Source organism: Fibrobacter sp., from assembly GCA_024398965.1.
GTDB lineage: Bacteria > Fibrobacterota > Fibrobacteria > Fibrobacterales > Fibrobacteraceae > Fibrobacter.
Genome location: JAKSIF010000005.1, coordinates 42,131 through 62,524, shown reverse-complemented (window position 1 = coordinate 62,524; position 20,394 = coordinate 42,131). Strand labels below are relative to the sequence as shown.

The window sequence follows — 20,394 nt, the reverse complement described above, 5'->3', positions numbered from 1 at the left end:
TTTTTCTAAATTATCCCTCGAATTTAATAGGTGGGCCCTGTTTACCGGGCTCGTCAAAAGGAAAGAAAAATGAAACTCTCTAAGTACTTCTATGTCACGCTCCGCGAAACGCCCAGCGACGCAACTATGCCCAGCCACATCTTCCTGATGCGTGGCGGCTATATCAAGCCTGTTTCTACCGGTATCTACTCCATGATGCCTATCGGCTACCGCGTGATCCAGAAGATTACCAACATCGTTCGTGAAGAAATGAACAAGATCGGCGGTATCGAAGTGGACCTGCCCGTGGTCCAGACCGCAGACCTGTGGAGCGAATCTGGCCGTTACCAGGCCATCGGCGAAGAACTTCTCCGTTTTAAGGACCGTAACAACCACAACATGGTGCTGGCCATGACCCACGAAGAAGCCATGACCGATATGGCCCGCTACGTGCTGAACAGCTACAAGCAGCTGCCCTTCATGCTGTACCAGTTCAAGACCAAGTACCGCGACGAAGCCCGTGCCCGCGGCGGTCTGATCCGTGTCCGCGAATTCCTCATGAAGGACGCCTACAGCTTCCACTCTTCTCAGGAAGACCTGGACAAGCACTATCAGGAAGAATACGATGCCTACCTCCGCATTTACCGCCGCGTAGGCATTGAACCGGTGGTGGTCCAGAGCGATACCGGCATCATGGGCGGAAAAATTGCTCACGAATTCATGCTGGATACTCCCAACGGCGAAGACTACCTGATTCTCTGTAAGAAGTGTGGCTACCAGGCCAACCGCGAAATCGCAAAGTTTACTCGCGAAACCTACAAGGGCGACGCTAACGCCATGCCCGAAAAGGTTGAAACTCCTCACTGCCCGTCTATCGAGGAACTGAGCGCATTCCTGAAGATCGACCCCAAGTCCACCGCCAAGTGCGTGTTCTTCGACTTCGAAGGCAAGCTCATTACCGTCATGGTTCCGGGCAACTTGGACGTTTCCGAAATCAAGCTCCACAACCTGCTGAAGGCCAAGGAACTTTACCCTGCAGACGACGCCCTCATCCGCCAGTGCGGCATGGTGCCTGGCTTTGCTAGCCCCATCGGTGCTCACGACACCCGCATCATCGTGGACGAAGCTCTGGCTGACGCCTGCGATCTCGTGATGGGCGCCAACGAAGAAAACTACCACCTGATGCACTGCACCCCGAAGCGCGACTTCCCGGCATTCGAAGTGGCCGACATCGCCGAAGCTCAGGGCGGCTGCAAGTGCCCGAACTGCGGTGAAGAACTTTCCGAAACCCGCGGTATCGAACTGGGTAACATCTTCAAGCTGGGCACCAAGTTCTCTGAATCCATGGGTGCCAAGTACCTCACTGCCGAAAAGACTACCGCTCCCGCCATCATGGGTTGCTACGGTATCGGTATCGGCCGCCTCATGGCTTCCGTTGTTGAAAACAGCCACGATGACTTCGGCCCCATCTGGCCCAAGTCCATCGCTCCCTTCCAGGTGGAAATCGTTCCCATCGGCAAGGAACCGGAACTGGTGGAACTTGCAGAAAAGTTCGAAGCAGAACTTGAAGCTAACGGCATCGACGTTCTCGTGGACGATCGTGACGAACGTCCGGGCGTCAAGTTCAAGGATGCCGACCTGTGGGGCTCCCCGGTCCGTATCGCTATCGGCAAGAAGGGTCTTGCCAACGGCGAAGTGGAATGGAAGTTCCGCAACGAAAAGGAATTCACCATGGTCAAGGTCGAAGAAGTTGTGGCCAAGGCCAAGGCTTACTTCGCAGAATAAGTTTGAATAATTAGGAGATTAAAAATGAACATTAAGAAGATCGCATTTGGCGCTGCAGCTCTTGCTCTCGTTGCTTGCAATGAACAGTCTGCTGCTCCTAAGAAGGTTGCCATTGACGCTAACACCTCTGACTTCGATAAGTTTGCCTACATGCTGGGCGCTCAGTTCGGCGGTCAGAACTTTACCTTGATTCCTCGCCAGATGGGTGAAGAACTGAATGAAGATGCTGTAATCCAGGCTATCCGCGATAATGTCAAGGCAAACAACGATACTGCCTTCAAGCTCCAGATGACTCCGGAACAGATTCAGGAAATCGGTCAGCATTACACTGTTATCGCTCGTAAGCGTGCCGAAGAAATTCGCCCGGATAGTGCAACTCTCGCAAACCTCGGTGATGACCAGGCCAAGGTTCGCGCCTACATTGATTCTGTTGGCCGCGCTCAGCCCATTGCAAAGACTACTCCCTCTACCGGTGCAGCAGTGGTCGTGAATGCAGAAAGCTCCAACAACATCAAGTTCTCCTACCTGATTGGTCTTCAGTTTGCAAACCAGCTGATCGGTATCGGCAAGCAGTTCGAAACCACTCTGGACGAAGACTACTTCATCCTGGGTGTCAAGGAATCTTCTGCAAAGGTTCAGGACTCTACCTTTACTCTCCAGCTTCCCGAAGATTCCCTCGCTGCTATCGGTCAGCGCTTCCAGGCCAAGGCCCAGGAAATGCGCGCTGCTGCAGCAAAGAAGTTCGAAGAAGAACAGCAGAAGCTTAAGGAAGAAGTTGCCGGCATGAAGGGCGACACTCTTCTTAACGGCATGCCCAAGCTTATGAACTACAAGGTGAAGGTTTCCGGTATCTCTGCCAAGGCTGACGATATCACCGCCTTTGCAAACAAGTCCTTGCTGGTGTTCTACTTCTCTGCAACCTGCGGCCACTGCGCTCATGCAGCTCCCCAGATTCTTGAAATCGCCAAGGAATTTGCCAAGGATGGCTTGACCACTCTCGCTGTGGCTAGCGGTGGCAACAACAAGTCCGGCATCCGCAAGTTTATGGATAACGCAAACTGGGATGCAACTGTTAACGTGGTTTGGGATGAATCCCGCCAGTTCGGTGAACTCTACAGCGATGGCTACGTTCCCAAGGTTTACCTGGTGAACCCGGATGGCTCCTACAAGATGTACGCCGCATTCGAATCTGAAAAGGATACTTTGAAGGCAGAAATCGCCGCTCTCCTGAAGGGTAAGAAGGTGGAATGGAATCCGGAAGATCCTCGCAAGGCTGAAGAAGCCAAGGCAGCAGAAGCTCCGGCAGCTGCAAAGTAATTTGCCCTAAGACAAAAGACGATAGACCTTCGAGTCTATCGTTTTTTTCAAGTTCCGATTCGAGTTCCCCTAATCTTTAACTAATCCCTTTTTAACGAAAATGATTCTCGCTGAATACGATGTTGTTGTGGTGGGTGGCGGACATGCCGGCATTGAGGCTACTCATGCTGCATGGAAGCTTGGTGTAAAGACCGCCATGTTGACTATGGATATTGATGCCATCGGCCGCATGAGCTGTAATCCTGCTGTGGGCGGTGTGGCCAAGGGCCAGATTGTTCGAGACATCGATGCGCTTGGTGGACTGATGGGCCTGCTTACAGACAAGGCTGGAATTCAGTTCCGCATGTTGAACATGAGCAAGGGGCCTGCCGTATGGGGCCCTCGTGCCCAGTGCGACATGAAGTACTATAGCGAGGTGGCCCGGGAAGTCATTACGTCCTTGCCGGGATTAAGCGTTATCCAGGGGGAGTTGGCCTGCTTTGAACGTATGGCCGATGGTCGCTTGGAACTGACCTTGCTGAATGGCGACCGCTATATCACGAAGTCCATTGTGGTAACCAGCGGTACGTTCCTTGCTTCCAAGATGTTTACTGGCCTTGATACAAGCATTGGTGGGCGAGTGGGCGAGCCTAGCTCCGATAAGCTCTCCGAATGCCTAGCCCGGGCCGGTGTACGTCTTCGTCGCCTTAAGACCGGAACGCCTAGCCGTCTTGATCCGGACTCCATCGACTTTAACGAGTGCGATGTGCAGCGCGGTGACGACCAACCTTGGCCCATGAGCGACCGCCATCAAGATCCGGTTCGCAACGATTGCGTCTGTTGGATTACCCGTACCAACATCAAGACTCATGACATCTTGCGTAGCGGCTTCAAGGACAGCCCCATGTTCAGCGGCCGTATTCAGGGACGCGGCCCTCGCTACTGCCCAAGCATTGAAGACAAGATTAATCGATTCGGCGACCGCGATGGCCACCAGTTGTTCCTGGAACCGGAACAGGCGGACATTGGACGCGTCTACATTAACGGCTTCAGCAGTAGCTTGCCTGCTGATATCCAGCTGGCTGCAATCCATACCATTCCCGGTCTGACTCGAGCACGGGTGCTCCAGATTGGCTATGCGGTGGAATACGATTCCGTGGACGCCACCCAGCTGTATCCGACTTTTGAATGCAAGAATGTTCCGGGCCTGTACTTCGCAGGACAGGTCTGTGGAACCAGCGGCTACGAGGAGGCTGCAGGCCAAGGCCTCATGGCCGGCATCAATGCGGCTCTCAAGGTGAAGGGGGAGGAACCCTTTATTCTTGGTCGTTCTGAAAGTTACCTGGGTGTCATGGTGGACGACCTGGTCAACGTCCTGCTGGATGAACCTTACCGTATGTTCACCAGCCGTGCGGAATACCGTCTGTTCCTCCGTAGCGATAACGCCGACGCCCGCCTTAAGGAACATGCCCGTCGCATCGGTATGCTGACCGATGTTGATTATAATGCCTGGATCGCCCGTAAGCAGCAGATGGAATCCATCAAGCGTCGCCTTACGGAAGAATCCGCTACGCCCGAGGACGCCAACAAGATTCTCGAGGCCGGCGGTCAGGCTCTTGCTACCGAGCGCACCCGCTGGATCAATGTGCTGCGCCGTCCGGGCATCGATCCCGAGATGTTCTTCAAGGTGGCTGTGCCAGACCAGAACGTGCTCCGCCGCGATCAGTGGTTCATGTACGCCGAAGAGATTTATGCTGGCTTCTTCGACCGTCAGGCCCGCGAAATCGACGACCAGAAGAAGATGGAATCCGTCAAGCTGTCGCCCGATTTTGACTACATGTCCATTCCGGCCATCAGTATCGAGAGCCGCCAGCGCCTGAACGCCCAAAAGCCCTTGACTTTGGGCCAGGCAAGCCGAATTCCCGGTGTACGCCCTGCGGATATCACCGTTTTGGCCCACTGGTTGGAAAATCGAACATAGACAGAGGGTTGAATTTTTATTATCTTTGGCCCGTCAATAAAACATTATTTTTCAAGAGGTATATCATGGCAGAAGAAAAAGTCGAAGAAGTTAAGGTAGAAGCAGCTGCAGAAGCTAAGGTTGAAACTAAGGAAGAAGTGAAGACTGCCGACAAGAAGAAGGCTCCCCGTAAGGGTGGCAAGCGCCCCTTCAAGAAGGGTGGCAAGTTCGGTGCAAAGCCGGCTGCTCCCAAGGCTCCCAAGGTATTTAGCGACTCTCTTGAAGACCGTTTCCCGGCTCTGGCTGCAAAGCTCAAGAAGCACATCGAAGACGGCATTAAGCAGAAGATCAAGGACGCTCAGAAGGACCCGAAGGTCGCTGCAGCTTCTAAGAAGTTTGCTGACAAGTAATCGGTGCTTCGCCTAGAATCTTGAAAGGAACCTCATCCATTGGATGAGGTCTTTTTTTATGCAATGCATTTTTCTATCTTGTAGCCCGTATAAATTTTAAAGGAGAATACTATGCGTAAAATTTTTGCTCTCTTGGCTCTTGGCCTTAGCCTTTGCTTTGTTGCATGCAGCAGCGGTGGTGGTAGCAAGGTTACCCGTATCGATGCAAATTCCACTACCGACCTTTCTGGCAAGTGGAACGACACCGATTCCCGCCTGGTTGCCGACGAAATGATCATGGACTGCCTGACCCGCCCCTGGTACGACAAGATGTCTGCTGAACTGGGCCGCGTGCCCACCGTCGTTATCGGCAACGTTCGCAACAAGAGCCACGAACACATTAGCGTAGAAACCTTTGTTAAGGACATGGAACGCGCTCTCATCAACTCCGGCAAGGCTGACTTTGTTGCCAATGCAACCGAACGTCAGGAACTCCGTCAGGAAGTCATGGACCAGCGCGGTAACGCCACTGCAGAAACCACCAAGGAACTTGGCATGGAACAGGGCGCAGACCTGATGCTCACCGGCACCATCAATTCCATCATCGACCAGGAAGGTGGCAAGTCCGTTGTGTTCTACCAGATCGACCTGGAACTGACCGACCTTCAGACCCACAAGAAGCTCTGGCTGGGCGACAAGAAGATCAAGAAGTTTGTTTCCAAGGACGCTGTTAAGCTTTAATAGAAATCTATGATCAGTATTACCAAGCTTTTGATGGATGCTCCGAATTACGGAGACCAACTTCGTTACACTCCCAAGGCTCACGAAGCTAAGAACGGCGTTTCCGAAGGCCGTGGCCCGGTGGTGGTGTGGAACTGCACCAAGACCTGTAACTTGAAGTGCGTACATTGCTATGCCCGTTCCGAGGCCATCAAGTACCAGAACGAATTGACTCACGAAGAAGGCTTGGCTCTGATTGATCAGTTGGCCGAATTCAAGGTCCCGGTGATCCTGTTCAGCGGTGGTGAACCGCTGCTTCGCCCCGACTTCTTTGAATTGGCAAACTATGCTGCAAGCAAGGGCATTCGCCCCACCATTTCTACCAACGGTACCTGCATTACTCCCGAAGTGGCAGAAAAGCTGAAGGCCATGGGCGTTGGATATGTGGGAATTAGCCTTGATGGTAACGAGCAAACTCACGACAAGTTCCGCGGTAAGGAAGGTGCCTACAAGCTTGCCATCCGCGGTATCCGTAACTGCGTGGCTACCGGCCAGAAGGTTGGTCTTCGCTTTACCATTACCAAGGACAACTATCGCGACCTCAATTCTATTTTCGACCTTATTGAGTCCGAGAACATCGATCGCGCCTGTTTCTACCATCTGGTCTATAGCGGCCGCGGCAGTGGTATTGTGGACCACGACCTGAGTCACGAAGAAAGCCGCCAGGTTATGGACCTGATTATTGACCGCGTTCTCGACTTCAAGAAGCGAGGCCTGAACAAGGAAATTCTGACGGTGGATAACCACGCCGATGCTGTGTACCTGTACCAGCGTATGAAGCGTGAAGATCCGGAACGCGCCAAGAAGATTCTGGAATTGATCCAGAGCAATGGCGGCAACCGTAGCGGCATGGCCTTCGGTAACATCGATAGCATTGGCAATGTCCATCCGGACCAGTTCACTCAGTACATTACCCTGGGTAACGTTCGTGAACGTAAGTTCGGCGATATCTGGACCGACGTTTCCAATCCGATCATGGCTGGCCTTAAGGACCGCAAGCCCTTGCTGAAGGGTCGTTGCCCCAAGTGCGCTTTCCTGAACCTTTGCAACGGTAACTTCCGTACCCGAGCCGAGGCGGTTACTGGTGACTTCTGGGAAATGGATCCTGCTTGCTACCTGACCGACGACGAAATTAATGAATGATTGATGATGAATGGTTGATAATAATCATCAATCGTCAATTAAATTGTCATGACTGAATTAGAACAGCGAATTCTTGATATCATTCAGGACGGTTTTCCCATCGAAGACCGTCCTTATGCTGTTATCGGAAAGTTGGTTGACGAAGACGAACAAACGGTTTTTGAAGCTGTAGAAAAACTTCGCACTTCTGGCGTGATTCGCCGCATTGGCGGTGTGTACGATACTAAGCGATTGGGCTTGGTAAGTCGCCTGTGTGCAGGTCGTGTGCCGGAGTCGGACTTCGATTTTGATGGAGCGACGGATCATCCGCAGACAGAACTTGAAAAGTTTGCCGCAGTCGTGATGGATGTTCCTGCCATAACCCACAACTACGTTCGTTCCCACGAATACAACGTTTGGTTTACGGTCATTGCCGAAAATGAAACAGTCTTGCAGTCTATTATAGATAAATTAACGAAAGTAACTGCGCTGCACGATGTTCATTCCATGCCGGCAAAGAAGATGTTTAAGATCAATACGGTAATGGGAAAGGCTGCTGGCTCTAAGCAAGAGTCTGGCGAAAAAGTGGACCGTCACGGAATGGGTGGCGAATCCGCTGGAAAGGCCGTGCCACTTTCGGAAATGGATAAGGCTCGCATTCGTTTGCTGAGCGGAGACTTGCCTCATTCTTTGACACCCTTTGCTGATTTATTCCAAGGTGTCATTCTGAGCGGAGCGAAGAATCTAGAGACCATTCTTGGTGAGGCACGCGCAGATCTTACTTCAAAGCGCATGCGTCGTTTTGGAGCTGTACTTCGCCATCAGCAGGCGGGTTTCCCTTGCAATGCCATGGTCTGCTTTGATATCGGAGCATCTGGCGAATTTTCCATGGATGCTTCCGCAGCAGGCGCAGTTCTTGCTGCAAATCCTCATGTTTCTCATTGCTATGAACGTCCGGCATTTGAAGGTTTTCCTTATAATGTCTATGGAATGTTCCATGCTCAGAGCGACGAAGAGCTAAGCCAGTTTGTGACCGAGACCACCGCAACTCTTGGAAATCCGAAGTATGTTGTTCTTCATTCTGTTCGTGAATTGAAGAAGACCAGTTACAAGTATTTTACGGAATAGAATTCTTTTTTCTACATTTGCTGCCATGCGAAAGATTTACATGGCAGGAATGAGTCATAAGGTGGCAGAAATTGCCATCCGTGAAAAGTTCTACATCACGATGGAAATGAAGGCCGAGGCTCTTCAGCATTCCAACTTTGATGAACTTTTGATTCTTGCTACTTGCAACCGCACCGAAGTCTATGTGGCCAGTGACCGCCCCTTGGAAGAAGGCGAACTGGTTCGCTATGTGTGCGGCCTTGCTCACCAGAATTACGAAGATTTTGCCCAGTTCTTCTATAGTTACGAAGGAGATGCGGTTGTTCATCATGTGATGAATGTTTGCGCGGGCCTTGATTCTGTGGCTGTGGGCGAGGACCAGATTTTGCATCAGATTGGTCGAGCCTATGAAACCGCTCATCAGGCAGGTACGACAGGCGTAAGCTTGAATAAACTTTTCCAGGGTGCAATTCACACTACCAAGCGTATCAAGACCGAAACCAACCTGAGCAAGCTCAGTTGCAACATTCCGTTCCTGGCTATGAAACAGGTGCAGAAAACTTTCGACGATCTGGAAAATCGTTCCGTGTACATTGTTGGCCTTGGCGAAATGGGTTCCCTGATGTTGAAGTACGTCCAGGAAAATACCACCAGAATTTTTGCCTCCAGCCGTACGTTTGCCAACGCCCAAAAGTTTGAGGATGTGCTGACTCCGGTACGTTTTGAAGACCGCTATAGTGTTATGGGCAAGGCGGATGTGATGATTCTTTGCAGTGCCTGCCAGGAGCCAATTGTAACGAAGAATGAATACGCTAAAGTTTTGCTGAAGGTCGCGGAGAATTCGCAGGATAGTTCCGCCGGCCATCATCAGGATGGTTCCGCCCCGCGCTTGGTTATAGACTTGGGTAGCCCTCGCAATGCAGAAGCGTCTATCGGGGAACTTCCCGGTGTTCAGTATGTTTGCGTAGATGACCTGGAAAAGATTGTTTCAGAAAATCGCCGCCTTCGCATGATTGAACTGGAGGCTGCCCAGAGGATCCTTCAGGAAGGTATCGAGGAATTTTTGCAGTGGTACCGCATGGACGATGTGGCAAAGCGTATTAACGTTCTTGCTGGCCAAATGGTGACCACTGCGGAAGATGAATGCGAAAAGTTGTTGCGTTCCATGCCGGACTTGTCTCAGGAAGATTCCGATCGCATTCAGATGATGTATGTCCGTTTCGCAAAGAAGATGGCCAACGATTATCTGTACAAGGTGAAAGCAGAAAATTCTGCAGAGGATGTGCAGAAGTATTTGGAATGTTTATCGAAGGCGTCTTCCTGATGACATGTGAGCAGAACCATCATAGTGTCATCCTGAGAGGCGAAGCCGCGAAGGATCCTGCAAGAAGGTCTTGTGATGAAACTTAGAATTGCTACTCGTAAAAGCGCTTTGGCTCTTGCCCAGACTACTATGGCTGCCGACGAAATCGTGGCTGCCAACACCGACCTCAGTTACGAACTGGTTTCCATGACTACAGAGGGCGACCGCCGTCTGGACAAGTCCCTCGCCAGCTTTGGCGGTAAAGGCGTCTTCATTAAGGAACTTGAAGTTGCTCTGCTTGAAGGTCGAGCAGATATTGCCATTCATAGCCTGAAGGATATGCCTGCAGAGGTGTTGCCGGAATTCAAGCTGGCTGCGGTTCTCAAGCGCGAAGATCCGCGAGATGCGTTCCTTGCCCGCGGCGGTAAGGATGGCTGCCGCTTTATGGATCTGCCGGCAGGTGCGAAGGTGGGTACAGGAAGTATCCGCCGTGTGGTCCAGCTGAAGGCCTTGCGTCCGGATCTGGAATACGTGTCTATCCGCGGAAATATTCAAACTCGCATTTCTAAGTTGGCTGAATTGGATGGCGTCGTTCTGGCTGCCGCTGGCCTCAAGCGCATGGGCCTAGCAGATCAGGTGACGGAATATTTCGACACCGACAAGATGCTTCCTGCAAGCGGTCAGGGAATTCTTGCCATTGAAACTTTGAAGAACGGCTGCGCTTCCGAAGTGACTGCTGCATTGAACCGCGTCAACCATTTAGAAACTTACTGCATTGCCGTTGCAGAAATGGCTTTCCTCAAGGCTCTTGATGCTGGCTGCCAGTTCCCGGTGGCAAGCTTTGCTGAATTCGCGAATGTGCCAACCAGCGGATGTGCTGGCAATCGTATGCTTAGGATTCGCGGTATCTATTGGGACGAAACTACCAAGCGCCTGCTTCGTGCAGAAGACTCGGCAGCCTTTGATGTTGCCGCAGTAGAATCCGTGCAGAAAGCTAAACAGCTGGGTGTATCCCTTGCGGAACTCATCAAAAAGCAACTCAATCCATAGAAACCAAAATAGCCGATCTGCATAAATTCTAAATTTCATTACGAAATGAAGAATTTTGGTAAAGTTTATTTGATTGGCGCTGGTCCTGGTGACCCGGGACTTTTTACTCTGAAGGGCAAGTCCATTTTGGAGAAGGCCGATGTAGTCGTTTATGACCGTCTGGTTTCTCCTGCGATTTTAGCCATGAGCAATGATAAGGCTCAGATGGTGGATGTGGGCAAGATGCCGACCCATCACAAGGTCAAACAGTCCGAAATCAATAAACTGCTGGTGAAGTTTGCCCAGGAAAATCCGGGTGCAGTAATCGCTCGTCTCAAGGGTGGCGATCCTTTCGTCTTTGGACGCGGCGGTGAAGAATGCTTGGAACTTGTAGAGGCCGGAATTGAATTTGAAGTGGTTCCTGGCGTAACTGCTGGAATTTCTGTGCCCGCCTATGCGGGAATTCCTGTGACCCATCGTGGCATTGCAACAAGTTTGCACATCATTACCGGACACGAGAAGGGTTCTGCGGAAGGTCATAGTGATGCAGAACTGGGCCTCGACTTTGCAACTTTAGCCAAATGCCCAGGAACCTTGGTGTTCTACATGGGTATTGCCAACATGGATTTTATCGCCCGCCGCCTGATGGAATGCGGCAAGGATCCCAAGACTCCTTTGGCATTCATTGAAAAGGGAACTACGCCTTATCAGCGTACGGTCGCATGCACCTTGGAAACAGCGGGGGAGACCATCCTCCGTGAAAACGTGACCGCGCCCGCCATTACCATTATGGGTGATGTGGTGGATCTGGGCAAGTCTCTCGCTTGGCGTAAGGATTTGCCGCTGTCCGGTAAGCGTCTGGTGATTACTCGAGCCGCAAAGCAGGCTGGGGGAATTGCTTCTCGCCTTACAGCTCTCGGTGCTGAAGTCATTGAAACTCCCATGATCGAAACCCGTGGTGTCGAACCTCGCGTAGGTTCTTTGGATGGGGCTGTTGCTGATTTCGCAGACCTCGCAAATTTTGACGTCCTCGCATTTACCAGCACCAACGGCGTTGATTCCTTCTTTGAATCTCTCTTCAAGGCTGGCCTTGACATTCGCGTTCTTGCCAGCAAGAAAATTGCATCCGTCGGAAAGATTACCGAAAAGAAGTTGCTGGAACGTGGCATCCGCTGCGACTACGTTCCCGAGGATCATACCGGCGAAGGCTTGGGCAAACTGCTTGCAGAAAAGTGCACCGCCGGCGAATGTGGCGAATCCCGCATCCTCCTTCTCCAGGGCAACCTTGCCGACGAAACCATCTTGAATTTGCTTCCGAAGGCAACCCGCTGGGTAGTATACGAAACGCTGCCTGCAGCATCCATGCCCGACTGGAAACGTGAGGCTGTCGCAAACGCCGACGCAGTTGTATTTGCTAGCTCCAGTGCCGTAGAAGCCTTCGCCAAGGCGACCGCAATTTGTGGCACCGAGGGCAAGACCCTTCATTCTGAACTCAGCCCCCGTCATTCTGAGCTGAGCGAAGAATCCAGTGCAGTTCCTGTCCTCGCTTTCTCCATCGGTCGTCTCACAACCGCTACTGCCAAGAAGTACGGCTTCGATGTTGTGGAAAGTGAAGAAACTACCATGGACTCCCTGGTCAAAAAAATTGCGGAGTATTACTCTGTATGAAAGTCGTTTTGATTATTGCCCATAACTGCATCCGTCCGGGAGCCTACAGCGCCTTTGAAGTGGTGCTGGACCGCTTGCGTCACGATATGCCTGACGCCCGCATTGCAAGTACAAGCCTGCTGGATTTGGACAATGACCTGCGCGCCCTTTTGCGTGAGGATGTGGAGTCGGTGACTTTGCTTCCGTACCTGCTTTTGAGCGGCCAGCATTCCAAGGGCGATATCCCAGCTATCGTGGCTAACGCACAGAAGGATTTCCCGCAGATTCCGCTGACCTTGTTGCCGCCTCTTGGCGAGTGGAATGGCTTTGCTGACATGGTGGTGGCTGGAGTCAAAGGCGCTCAGAAAACCAGAAAGACTGCTGAGTCTTCTACGCATTTCAATTCCAGCATGTTGGCAATTGAGGTTAAGCTGGAAGGTAAGAGCGTACTGGTTGTGGGCGGTGGCCGCATTGCCTTACGTAAGGTAAAGACTTTGTTGCCTACAGGAGCCCGCATTACGGTGGTGGCTTCACAGTTCGATCCCGAGTTTGCAAGTCTGCAGATTCCCGAGGGATCTATGACCATGTTGAATCTGGTGGAACGTCCTTACGATTCTACGGATCTTCGCGGTGTATCCATGGTGTACATCTGCACGGACCAGCCGGCTGTAAACGCGCAGGTCAGCAATGATGCCCGTGCTCGCCGCATTATGGTGAACAACGCCTGTGATTATCTGGATGGAGACTTTATTGTTCCCGCCCGAATGGACTTTGGGGAAAACATTACCGTCACCGTTTCTACCCGCGGTCGCGCACCCAGTCTCGCCAAAAAACTGAAACAGAAAATCCAGACCGACTGGGGCCAGGATTTGGAACAAATTGAAAAGAATTTCCTCGACCCTACAACCGTGTCATAGTTTTTTCGCGTTTAAAAAATCTAAACTCAAAACTCAATACTCAAAACTCAATACTCATTATGATCGTCCGTCCTCGTCGTTTACGTCAGAATACCACCATCCGCAACATGATTGCGGAAACTTCCGTCAGCCCCGATTGCCTCGTTTACCCCATGTTCGTGGTAGAAGGAGAAGGCGTCAAAGAAGAAATCTCCAGCATGCCTAACCAGTTCCGTTTCAGCATCGATGAACTGCTGAAGGAGCTCGAAACCTTCGGACCGTTGGGTCTCAAGTCTGTGCTGCTCTTTGGCATTCCCGACCATAAGGACGAAATGGCTTCCGAAGCTTACGGCGAGAACAGCATTGTCCAGCGAGCCGTTCGCGCCATCAAGGCCAAGTTCCCGGAAATCTACGTCATTTGCGATGTGTGTCTCTGCGAATACATGAGTCACGGTCACTGCGGTATCATTAAGGATCACGATGTGGATAACGACTCCACTCTGGAACTGCTGGCAAAGACTGCTGTTTCTCAAGTGGCTGCCGGTGCCGACATGGTTGCCCCCAGCGACATGATGGATGGTCACATTACCGCTATCCGTGAAGCCCTTGACGAAGCAGGCTTTACCAATACGCCGATCATGGGGTACAGCGCAAAGTTCGCCAGTGCCTACTACGGCCCCTTCCGCGATGCCGCTGACTCCGCTCCCCATTTCGGCAACCGCAAGACTTACCAGATGGATGTCCGCAATGGTCGCGAAGCCATGCACGAAGTGGAATTGGATCTAGAAGAAGGTGCTGATATCGTCATGGTGAAGCCGGGCCTCGCTTTCCTGGATGTGCTCCGCGGTGCTGCAGAAATCAGCAACGTTCCCGTGGCCGTATATAACGTCAGCGGCGAATACTCCATGGTGAAGGCCGCCGGTACCCTGGGCTGGATCGACGAAGACGCCATCATCCGCGAAAACATGATCGCCTTCAAGCGCGCCGGTGCCGACATCATCATCACCTACCACGCCAAGGAAATTTTGGAAAAGAATTTGCTATAGCAAATAAAATTTGCTCTTGCAAATTCTCAATTTTGAAAAGAGTGGTTTGTTGAAGTAAATTCTCAATTTTGAAAAGAGTGGTCCGTTAAAGTAATTTACAGATTTTTAACAAAGTAACCCTTTACAAAATAACCCTCGTTTCTATATTCCCTCCCGAGCGTTACGAATAGTCTCCTGAACACCTGATGAAAAATCAGGTGTTTTTTTTGCAGAAAAAACTTCGGTTCGGCCATGCCAGAACGCAAGCGTTCTGTCGCGGCTCTCACCTTGTGTTTTTTTGTTTTTTGCAAAAAAGTTTTTTTCAAAAAAAGGAGATGCTATGCCTAAAGTAACTTAAACCAATCAACCATGCTGAATTGTACAAGAACAATCTCTACATACTGTGTAGAGAATGTTTCGTTGAATATTAAAAATCCCAAAATAAGGTGAAAAAATGGCAGAATCTGCTGTATTGTGTCAAAATAGCTTGCAAAATGCAAGCGAATGTATTACATTGTCGGAAAATGGAGGTATAGCTATGGCTCTTTCTACAATTTCCGCACGAATCGAAACCAAGGATAAGGAACGTTTCGACAAGTTCTGTAAGGAAGTAGGGCTATCCACATCCTCTGCCCTCAACTTGTTCGTCAAGGCGGTCTTGAGAGAGAACCGCATTCCTTTCGACGTCGCCGCTCCGGATCCATTCTACAGCGAAAGCAACATGAAGTTCCTGGAAGAAAGCGCTGCCGCCATCAAGGCGGGGAAGGTTATCGTAAAGACAATGGATGAGTTGGAGGCTATGGAGAATGAGTAAAATCGCTTTTTCTGAAATCGCCTTTAGCGACTATGTGTACTGGCAGTCCCAAGACAAGAAGACTCTCAAGCGCATCAATCAGCTCTTGAAAGATGTTGAGCGAAGCGCCGAAGACGGCATCGGCAAGCCCGAACCATTGAAAGGGAATCTCACGGGATTCTGGAGTCGTCGAATCGACGATACCAACCGCCTGGTCTATCGGGTCAACGGAGACATTATCGACGTGATTTCCTGCAAGGGCCATTACGAAGGTTAGCGGATAGAAGAGAACACCTGATACATGTCAGGTGTTTTTTTCTACCTTTCCCCTTATGAATCATTCTGTTAGTGAAAAGCTGTTTGCTGAAGCAAAGTCCCTGATGCCTGGTGGCGTCAACAGTCCTGTTCGTGCGTTTGGTAACGTGGGGGCGACACCTCCGTTCATTGCCCGAGCTAAGGGCAGCCACATCTACGATGTAGATGGCAACGACTATGTGGACTATGTGGGTTCCTGGGGTCCCATGATGTTGGGTCACGCCCATGATTCCGTCATCAAGGCGGTGGCGGAAACGGCACAGAACGGCTTGAGCTTTGGTGCTCCTTGTGGATTGGAATCGGAGCTTGCAAAGCTGGTGATGCAGTTGGTGCCCAGCATCCAGATGATTCGTATGGTGAACTCCGGTACCGAGGCCACCATGAGCGCTATCCGTGCGGCTCGAGGCTTTACCGGTCGCGACAAGATTATCAAGTTTGAAGGTTGCTATCATGGTCACAGCGACAGCTTGCTGATTAAGGCTGGCTCCGGCATGCTGACTACTGGCAAGCCTAGCAGCAAGGGCGTTCCTGCAGACCTTGCCAAGTACACCTTGACTCTGCAGTATAACGACGTGGCTCAGGTTCGTGAAACTTTCGACAAGATCGGTGATGAAATCGCCGGTGTCATTGTGGAACCTGTGGCTGGCAATATGGGCGTTGTGCCTGCTTCTAAGGAATTCCTCCAGACCCTTTCCGACGAAACCAAGAAGCATGGCGCTCTCCTGATTGTGGATGAAGTCATGACCGGTTTCCGAGTGGGTATTCACTGCGCTCAGGGCCTGTACGGCATTACTCCGGACCTTACTACCTTCGGTAAGATTATCGGAGGCGGCATGCCTGTGGGTGCATACGGCGGCCGCTTGGATGTGATGCAGCAGATCGCTCCCTTGGGCGGAATCTATCAGGCTGGCACCTTGTCTGGCAATCCGGTGGCTATGGCTGCAGGCCTTGCCACCATGCGAGAACTCAGCGGCAATCCCGAACATTATATCCGCGCCGAACGATCTACCACCACCCTCCTCAAGGGCTTGAAGGCAGCTGCAGACGAGGCTGGCCTTCCCATGACTACCAACCAGGTAGGCTCCATGGGTTGCGTCTTCTTTACGCCCGGTCCGGTTACTTGCTTTGCCGATGTGCAGAAATCCGACCTGGAACTGTTCCGCAAGTACTTCCTGGGAATGCTGGATGAAGGCATCTATCTGGCTCCCAGCCAGTTCGAGGCCATCTTTGTGAGCTCCGCCCATACGGATGACGACATCGAAAAGACTATCGCCGCAGCCCGCAAGGTCTTGAAAAGCCTGTAGGTTTTCGCTCTATCCCGCTTGTGAATAGATGAAGTTTATAGTAGTCTTCATTTCGCTGCTAATGCTGTCTAGCTGTGCCACCATTATGAATGGCGGTAGGAAGACTCTTAATTTCTATTCTGCAGATGACAATGCCGACATTTCTGTAATAACCAATGAAGGTGAGTTTTCGGGGCGAGGGCATGTTTCTGTACAAGTTAAGAGTGGTACGGTCAGTGTTGTCGCCAGGAAAAAAGGTTGCGAAACTGCGCATCAGACTGTTGAATCTCATTTTTCTGGTGGATGGTACATTGTAGGAAATCTATTCTCATGGGTTTATTTTGGATGGATTTTTGACCCGATTCTTGGTGGGATGAATTATTACGAAAAAAAAGATTTTGATATCGTATTGAATTGCGGCAATCCAAATTACTCAGAGCCTGATGATGCTTGGCAAAGACCAGCTACTCAAAAATTTGAGAGTGACGTCAAGCAACCTGCAGCCCCGGTGGATGCACCTGTTACAGAAAAAGATTATCCGACGACGTACGTTGCTGTGCTCGAAACTGCGGCGGGGGCAGAACTCTTGGATTATAACTCTCGCCTTTTCTTGACCGATGTCCTTCGTGATGCGGCAAGCCGTACATTGCCGGCAAGGCAGGGCTTTGTTGTGATGACTCGTGAAAACATCAGTGTCATGCTTCCTCCCGGAAAATCCCTGGAAGAATGTGAGGGAAGCTGCCTGGCAGAAACAGGACGGAACATTGCCGCTGATTTTGTGACTCAGGCTCGCATTGGAAAGTTCGCCTCCTTCATGACCATCACCGTAGAATTGTATGAAACAAAAACTAGCAAGCTGATTTCAAGTATTACAGCAAAGGCTTCTAATGAAGAGCAACTTCTTGAGGAGATCGAAAAGAACGCAGGGACGCTCTTCGGTAAGGTAATCGAAAATCGCTAATCTACCTTAGAACAAAATAAAGGCCTTCGATAAATAAAATCTATCGTGGTTAATTAAGAAAAAGTATAAGGGAATAGCCTTGCTATAGAATAGGACTATTTCTATTTTTATGATGGATTTAGAACAAAGTGTGTAAGGTATGGAAAAGAAGACGAGCATTTTTACCAATGGCATTATATGGTTTGGCGTTGCCATTTCAGTTTCTGAAATTGAATGCGGTATTGAAATTGGTGCCGCAAATACTCCCGATGGTCTGTGGCTTCCGCTGATTCTTGGCCATGTCTTGGGCGGCATCATGCTGTATTTCGTTGGTCTTATCGGTGCCAAGGTTCGCCTGAATGCCATGGAGACTACTGCGTCTACCTTCGGTAAGTATGGTTCCAAGTTTTTTGCATCCTTGAACCTGTTGCAGCTCATTGGCTGGATTGCTGTCTTGAACGCTCAAGGCGCTCTTGCCTTGGCGGGTTTGAATCTGCCCATTTCTTTCCCTTTGACTTGCGTGCTGTTGGCTGTGCTGATTGCCGCCTGGGTCTTTGTGGGACTTCGTAAGACGGCGAAGATTACTACTGTAATCATGAGCCTTTTGACCATTCTTCTGGTGGTTTTGACTGCAAAACTTTTCGGAGTGGATACTGCCGCAGTGGCATCCGATGCTGCGGCTTCCCAGACCGCCCACCAGTTTGGTTTCTGGACGGTCTTTGAAATTTCCATTGCTATGCCTTTATCTTGGCTGCCGGTGATTTCTGACTACACCAAGGATGCGGAACGCCCTACGGCGGCGACTGCTGTTTCCGCGGTTTCCTACACGATTGCGAGCTTTTGGATGTACTTTATCGGTCTGCAGATTGCGGGTCTCGGTGTGGGAACCAACATTGCCCAGGCTATTCTTTTGGCGGGCATAGGTATTCCGGGAATTCTCATCGTGGCCCTTTCTACGGTGACTACCAATTTTTTGGCGGCAAATTCCGCAGGCGAATCTGCCAAGGCCATTGTTAACAGGCTGAACCCTAAAATTACTGGCGTTGTGGTTTGCGCACTCAGTACGGTTCTTGCCATCTGGGGCATTGTGGATCACTACATTCACTTCCTGTACATGATCGCCTCTGTCTTTGCGCCCATGGCCGCCGTGCTTCTGGTTTCCTTCTTCTTTGTGAAGGAACACCTGGAACAGAAGGGTTTCTGGATCTGGAATCTGTTCTCCTGGCTTGCGGGTTTCGCAGTTTATCAGGTTGCTGTTACTACGGGCTTCGAGGCTGTCGGCCCCACGCTCCTGGCTGTAATCGTTTCTGCAGCGTTGACTATTGCTGCCAAGGTTAAGAAGTAAAAATAATTTTTTCAGCTCTTCATCGCTATGTAATTTGAGAAGGTTCCCCCTTGTGGGACCTTTTTTTGTTACCCGTGTTTTTTTATACAAAATAAAGAGTATATTGGATGTAAGTGTTTATGGGAGATTACATATGAAATCATCTGTTTTGGATGCTGCTAAATTTTTTGCAGTTGCGGCTGTTTGTTCATCGTCAGCGTTGGCTGCCGGTTCTTATATTGAAACGTTTGACAGTTCCGCTCCAACTAATTTTACGTACGGTTCCGGTGGTAATAAGGCTGCGTTCACTCATATTTCTGGCTACGAGTCTCCCGATGAATCGGGCACGAAGGTCCTCCTGCTGGAATTGGACCCTACGGAAAAGGCGGGAGCCTGGCAAGGCCCAAACTATACATCCAAAAAGATGGGACATTTTGGCCGTTACGTGGCTCGCATCAAGACCGCATCTGCCCGTGGTTCCGAGCAACCTAAGGCAGGAGCTGTCGTTGGCTTCTACACATATTACAACGATAAGTATGGTTCTGCCCAGACGCCGGACATAAATGGCAATGGCATTCCCGACAATTCTGAAATTGATTTTGAATGGCTTATAGCGGATCCTCGTATCGTCTATATGACCGCCTATACGGACTTCAATGATGAAACCGGAAAGATGGGGAAGGTGAACCGCACCATCAATCTTGCTACAGGAAAAATAATCAGTACCACTTACGCGAATTCCTGGAGCGGCGGCGCGCGCTTGACAGGTGATGAAAATTTGCCGGAAACCATTCCTGCCATCGAAGGTTACGATGCCAGTGCGCAGTTCTATACCTACGGCTTTGACTGGATGAGCGATCATATTCGCTGGTGGATTGTCAACCCAAAGGATGAAAAGGATACCATTACCCTGTGGGATTATCGCGGTCCTAAGGAACGCATTACCCAGAAGCCGGCTTCCCTAATGATCAATTTCTGGCATACCAACGACTGGTCCGTAGAAGGGGTGGCTGGCAGTACCGAAGCTCCTCGGCTTAAATTCCAGACACAGATTGATTGGGCTAGCTATACTCCGGAAGAAGAAATTCCTGTTGCCGAAAGCAGTTCTTCTTTTGCGGATGTTCCCGGCAGTTCTTCCTCTGTGATAAACAGTAGTTCCTCAGTTGCAGAATCCAGTTCTTCGGAATCGGTGGATGTCTTGAAGGCTTTCTTGCCAAGAGAGAATGTGAACGAATCCGTAGATGTCTTTGATTTGAACGGTCAATTCATGGGAAAATTTTCAGGATCAAGGGAAAACATCTTGAAAGGCCTTCCGAATGCAGGGGTTTATCTGCTAAGGTTTAAAAATCAGGTCAAGAAAATCAGGGTGTCCGATTCCAACTAGACTTTGTAAGTTCTATGTAGAAAGGAAATCCATGTTA

18 protein-coding genes are annotated in these 20,394 nt (G+C 50.5%); all 18 read left to right on the top strand.

The genetic code is table 11. The features are described 5' to 3' along the window. Positions 1-69 precede the first annotated feature (69 nt). Entirely contained in the window at positions 70-1,764 is a 1,695-nt protein-coding gene (locus MJZ26_03590; GenBank protein ID MCQ2104856.1) for a proline--tRNA ligase, read from the top strand. A gap of 24 nt (positions 1,765-1,788) precedes the next feature. Continuing rightward, positions 1,789-3,081: a redoxin family protein gene (locus MJZ26_03585; GenBank protein MCQ2104855.1), complete on the top strand. Its 1,293-nt coding sequence runs from the start codon at positions 1,789-1,791 to the stop codon at positions 3,079-3,081. Between the two features lie 100 nt (positions 3,082-3,181). Next, positions 3,182-5,041: a tRNA uridine-5-carboxymethylaminomethyl(34) synthesis enzyme MnmG gene (gene mnmG / locus MJZ26_03580; protein MCQ2104854.1), complete on the top strand. Its 1,860-nt coding sequence runs from the start codon at positions 3,182-3,184 to the stop codon at positions 5,039-5,041. A gap of 65 nt (positions 5,042-5,106) precedes the next feature. Continuing rightward, positions 5,107-5,430, top strand: coding sequence for a hypothetical protein (locus tag MJZ26_03575; GenBank protein MCQ2104853.1), 324 nt, complete (start codon positions 5,107-5,109; stop codon positions 5,428-5,430). 111 nt (positions 5,431-5,541) lie between these two features. Next, positions 5,542-6,150, top strand: a complete 609-nt coding sequence (locus MJZ26_03570; GenBank protein ID MCQ2104852.1) for a penicillin-binding protein activator LpoB — start codon at positions 5,542-5,544, stop codon at positions 6,148-6,150. 9 nt (positions 6,151-6,159) lie between these two features. Beyond that, a complete protein-coding gene (gene nirJ1 / locus MJZ26_03565) occupies positions 6,160-7,332 on the top strand; it encodes a putative heme d1 biosynthesis radical SAM protein NirJ1 (protein MCQ2104851.1) in 1,173 nt (390 codons plus the stop codon). Between the two features lie 48 nt (positions 7,333-7,380). Continuing rightward, complete coding sequence (locus MJZ26_03560) at positions 7,381-8,439, top strand: Lrp/AsnC family transcriptional regulator (GenBank protein MCQ2104850.1); 1,059 nt, start codon at positions 7,381-7,383, stop codon at positions 8,437-8,439. Between the two features lie 25 nt (positions 8,440-8,464). Further along, complete coding sequence (gene hemA, locus MJZ26_03555; protein MCQ2104849.1) at positions 8,465-9,742, top strand: glutamyl-tRNA reductase; 1,278 nt, start codon at positions 8,465-8,467, stop codon at positions 9,740-9,742. A 75-nt stretch (positions 9,743-9,817) separates the two neighbouring features. Beyond that, positions 9,818-10,771: a hydroxymethylbilane synthase gene (gene hemC / locus MJZ26_03550; GenBank protein MCQ2104848.1), complete on the top strand. Its 954-nt coding sequence runs from the start codon at positions 9,818-9,820 to the stop codon at positions 10,769-10,771. 45 nt (positions 10,772-10,816) lie between these two features. Beyond that, positions 10,817-12,418, top strand: coding sequence for a uroporphyrinogen-III C-methyltransferase (gene cobA / locus MJZ26_03545; protein MCQ2104847.1), 1,602 nt, complete (start codon positions 10,817-10,819; stop codon positions 12,416-12,418). Further along, positions 12,415-13,314, top strand: coding sequence for a siroheme synthase (locus MJZ26_03540; protein MCQ2104846.1), 900 nt, complete (start codon positions 12,415-12,417; stop codon positions 13,312-13,314). The genes cobA and MJZ26_03540 overlap by 4 nt, the downstream gene beginning before the upstream one ends. 59 nt (positions 13,315-13,373) lie before the next feature. Beyond that, positions 13,374-14,339, top strand: coding sequence for a porphobilinogen synthase (gene hemB / locus MJZ26_03535; GenBank protein ID MCQ2104845.1), 966 nt, complete (start codon positions 13,374-13,376; stop codon positions 14,337-14,339). A gap of 517 nt (positions 14,340-14,856) precedes the next feature. Beyond that, complete coding sequence (locus tag MJZ26_03530) at positions 14,857-15,132, top strand: type II toxin-antitoxin system RelB/DinJ family antitoxin (GenBank protein ID MCQ2104844.1); 276 nt, start codon at positions 14,857-14,859, stop codon at positions 15,130-15,132. After that, positions 15,125-15,388 carry a Txe/YoeB family addiction module toxin gene (locus MJZ26_03525; protein ID MCQ2104843.1) on the top strand — a complete coding sequence of 88 codons (264 nt, stop codon included), beginning with the start codon at positions 15,125-15,127 and terminating at the stop codon, positions 15,386-15,388. The genes MJZ26_03530 and MJZ26_03525 overlap by 8 nt, the downstream gene beginning before the upstream one ends. A 55-nt stretch (positions 15,389-15,443) precedes the next feature. Continuing rightward, positions 15,444-16,730 carry a glutamate-1-semialdehyde 2,1-aminomutase gene (hemL, locus tag MJZ26_03520; protein MCQ2104842.1) on the top strand — a complete coding sequence of 429 codons (1,287 nt, stop codon included), beginning with the start codon at positions 15,444-15,446 and terminating at the stop codon, positions 16,728-16,730. Between the two features lie 28 nt (positions 16,731-16,758). Further along, complete coding sequence (locus MJZ26_03515) at positions 16,759-17,670, top strand: hypothetical protein (GenBank protein MCQ2104841.1); 912 nt, start codon at positions 16,759-16,761, stop codon at positions 17,668-17,670. A 139-nt stretch (positions 17,671-17,809) separates the two neighbouring features. After that, positions 17,810-18,994: a cytosine permease gene (locus MJZ26_03510; GenBank protein MCQ2104840.1), complete on the top strand. Its 1,185-nt coding sequence runs from the start codon at positions 17,810-17,812 to the stop codon at positions 18,992-18,994. Between the two features lie 133 nt (positions 18,995-19,127). Continuing rightward, the gene (locus MJZ26_03505; GenBank protein ID MCQ2104839.1) at positions 19,128-20,357 is read left to right on the top strand and encodes a T9SS type A sorting domain-containing protein; all 1,230 of its coding nucleotides are present in this window, start codon (positions 19,128-19,130) and stop codon (positions 20,355-20,357) included. The last annotated feature ends 37 nt before the right edge of the window (positions 20,358-20,394 follow it).

Bases quoted from the DNA above. Each gene is read 5' to 3' on its own strand.
- MJZ26_03505 (MCQ2104839.1), top strand. From the start codon at position 19,128: ATGAAATCATCTGTTTTGGATGCTGCTAAATTTTTTGCAGTTGCGGCT.
- MJZ26_03540 (MCQ2104846.1), top strand. From the start codon at position 12,415: ATGAAAGTCGTTTTGATTATTGCCCATAACTGCATCCGTCCGGGAGCC.
- MJZ26_03585 (MCQ2104855.1), top strand. From the start codon at position 1,789: ATGAACATTAAGAAGATCGCATTTGGCGCTGCAGCTCTTGCTCTCGTT.
- MJZ26_03510 (MCQ2104840.1), top strand. From the start codon at position 17,810: ATGGAAAAGAAGACGAGCATTTTTACCAATGGCATTATATGGTTTGGC.
- MJZ26_03560 (MCQ2104850.1), top strand. From the start codon at position 7,381: ATGACTGAATTAGAACAGCGAATTCTTGATATCATTCAGGACGGTTTT.
- MJZ26_03570 (MCQ2104852.1), top strand. From the start codon at position 5,542: ATGCGTAAAATTTTTGCTCTCTTGGCTCTTGGCCTTAGCCTTTGCTTT.
- hemB (MCQ2104845.1), top strand. From the start codon at position 13,374: ATGATCGTCCGTCCTCGTCGTTTACGTCAGAATACCACCATCCGCAAC.
- hemC (MCQ2104848.1), top strand. From the start codon at position 9,818: ATGAAACTTAGAATTGCTACTCGTAAAAGCGCTTTGGCTCTTGCCCAG.
- MJZ26_03590 (MCQ2104856.1), top strand. From the start codon at position 70: ATGAAACTCTCTAAGTACTTCTATGTCACGCTCCGCGAAACGCCCAGC.
- cobA (MCQ2104847.1), top strand. From the start codon at position 10,817: ATGAAGAATTTTGGTAAAGTTTATTTGATTGGCGCTGGTCCTGGTGAC.
- MJZ26_03530 (MCQ2104844.1), top strand. From the start codon at position 14,857: ATGGCTCTTTCTACAATTTCCGCACGAATCGAAACCAAGGATAAGGAA.
- hemA (MCQ2104849.1), top strand. From the start codon at position 8,465: ATGCGAAAGATTTACATGGCAGGAATGAGTCATAAGGTGGCAGAAATT.
- nirJ1 (MCQ2104851.1), top strand. From the start codon at position 6,160: ATGATCAGTATTACCAAGCTTTTGATGGATGCTCCGAATTACGGAGAC.
- MJZ26_03515 (MCQ2104841.1), top strand. From the start codon at position 16,759: ATGAAGTTTATAGTAGTCTTCATTTCGCTGCTAATGCTGTCTAGCTGT.
- MJZ26_03575 (MCQ2104853.1), top strand. From the start codon at position 5,107: ATGGCAGAAGAAAAAGTCGAAGAAGTTAAGGTAGAAGCAGCTGCAGAA.
- mnmG (MCQ2104854.1), top strand. From the start codon at position 3,182: ATGATTCTCGCTGAATACGATGTTGTTGTGGTGGGTGGCGGACATGCC.
- MJZ26_03525 (MCQ2104843.1), top strand. From the start codon at position 15,125: ATGAGTAAAATCGCTTTTTCTGAAATCGCCTTTAGCGACTATGTGTAC.
- hemL (MCQ2104842.1), top strand. From the start codon at position 15,444: ATGAATCATTCTGTTAGTGAAAAGCTGTTTGCTGAAGCAAAGTCCCTG.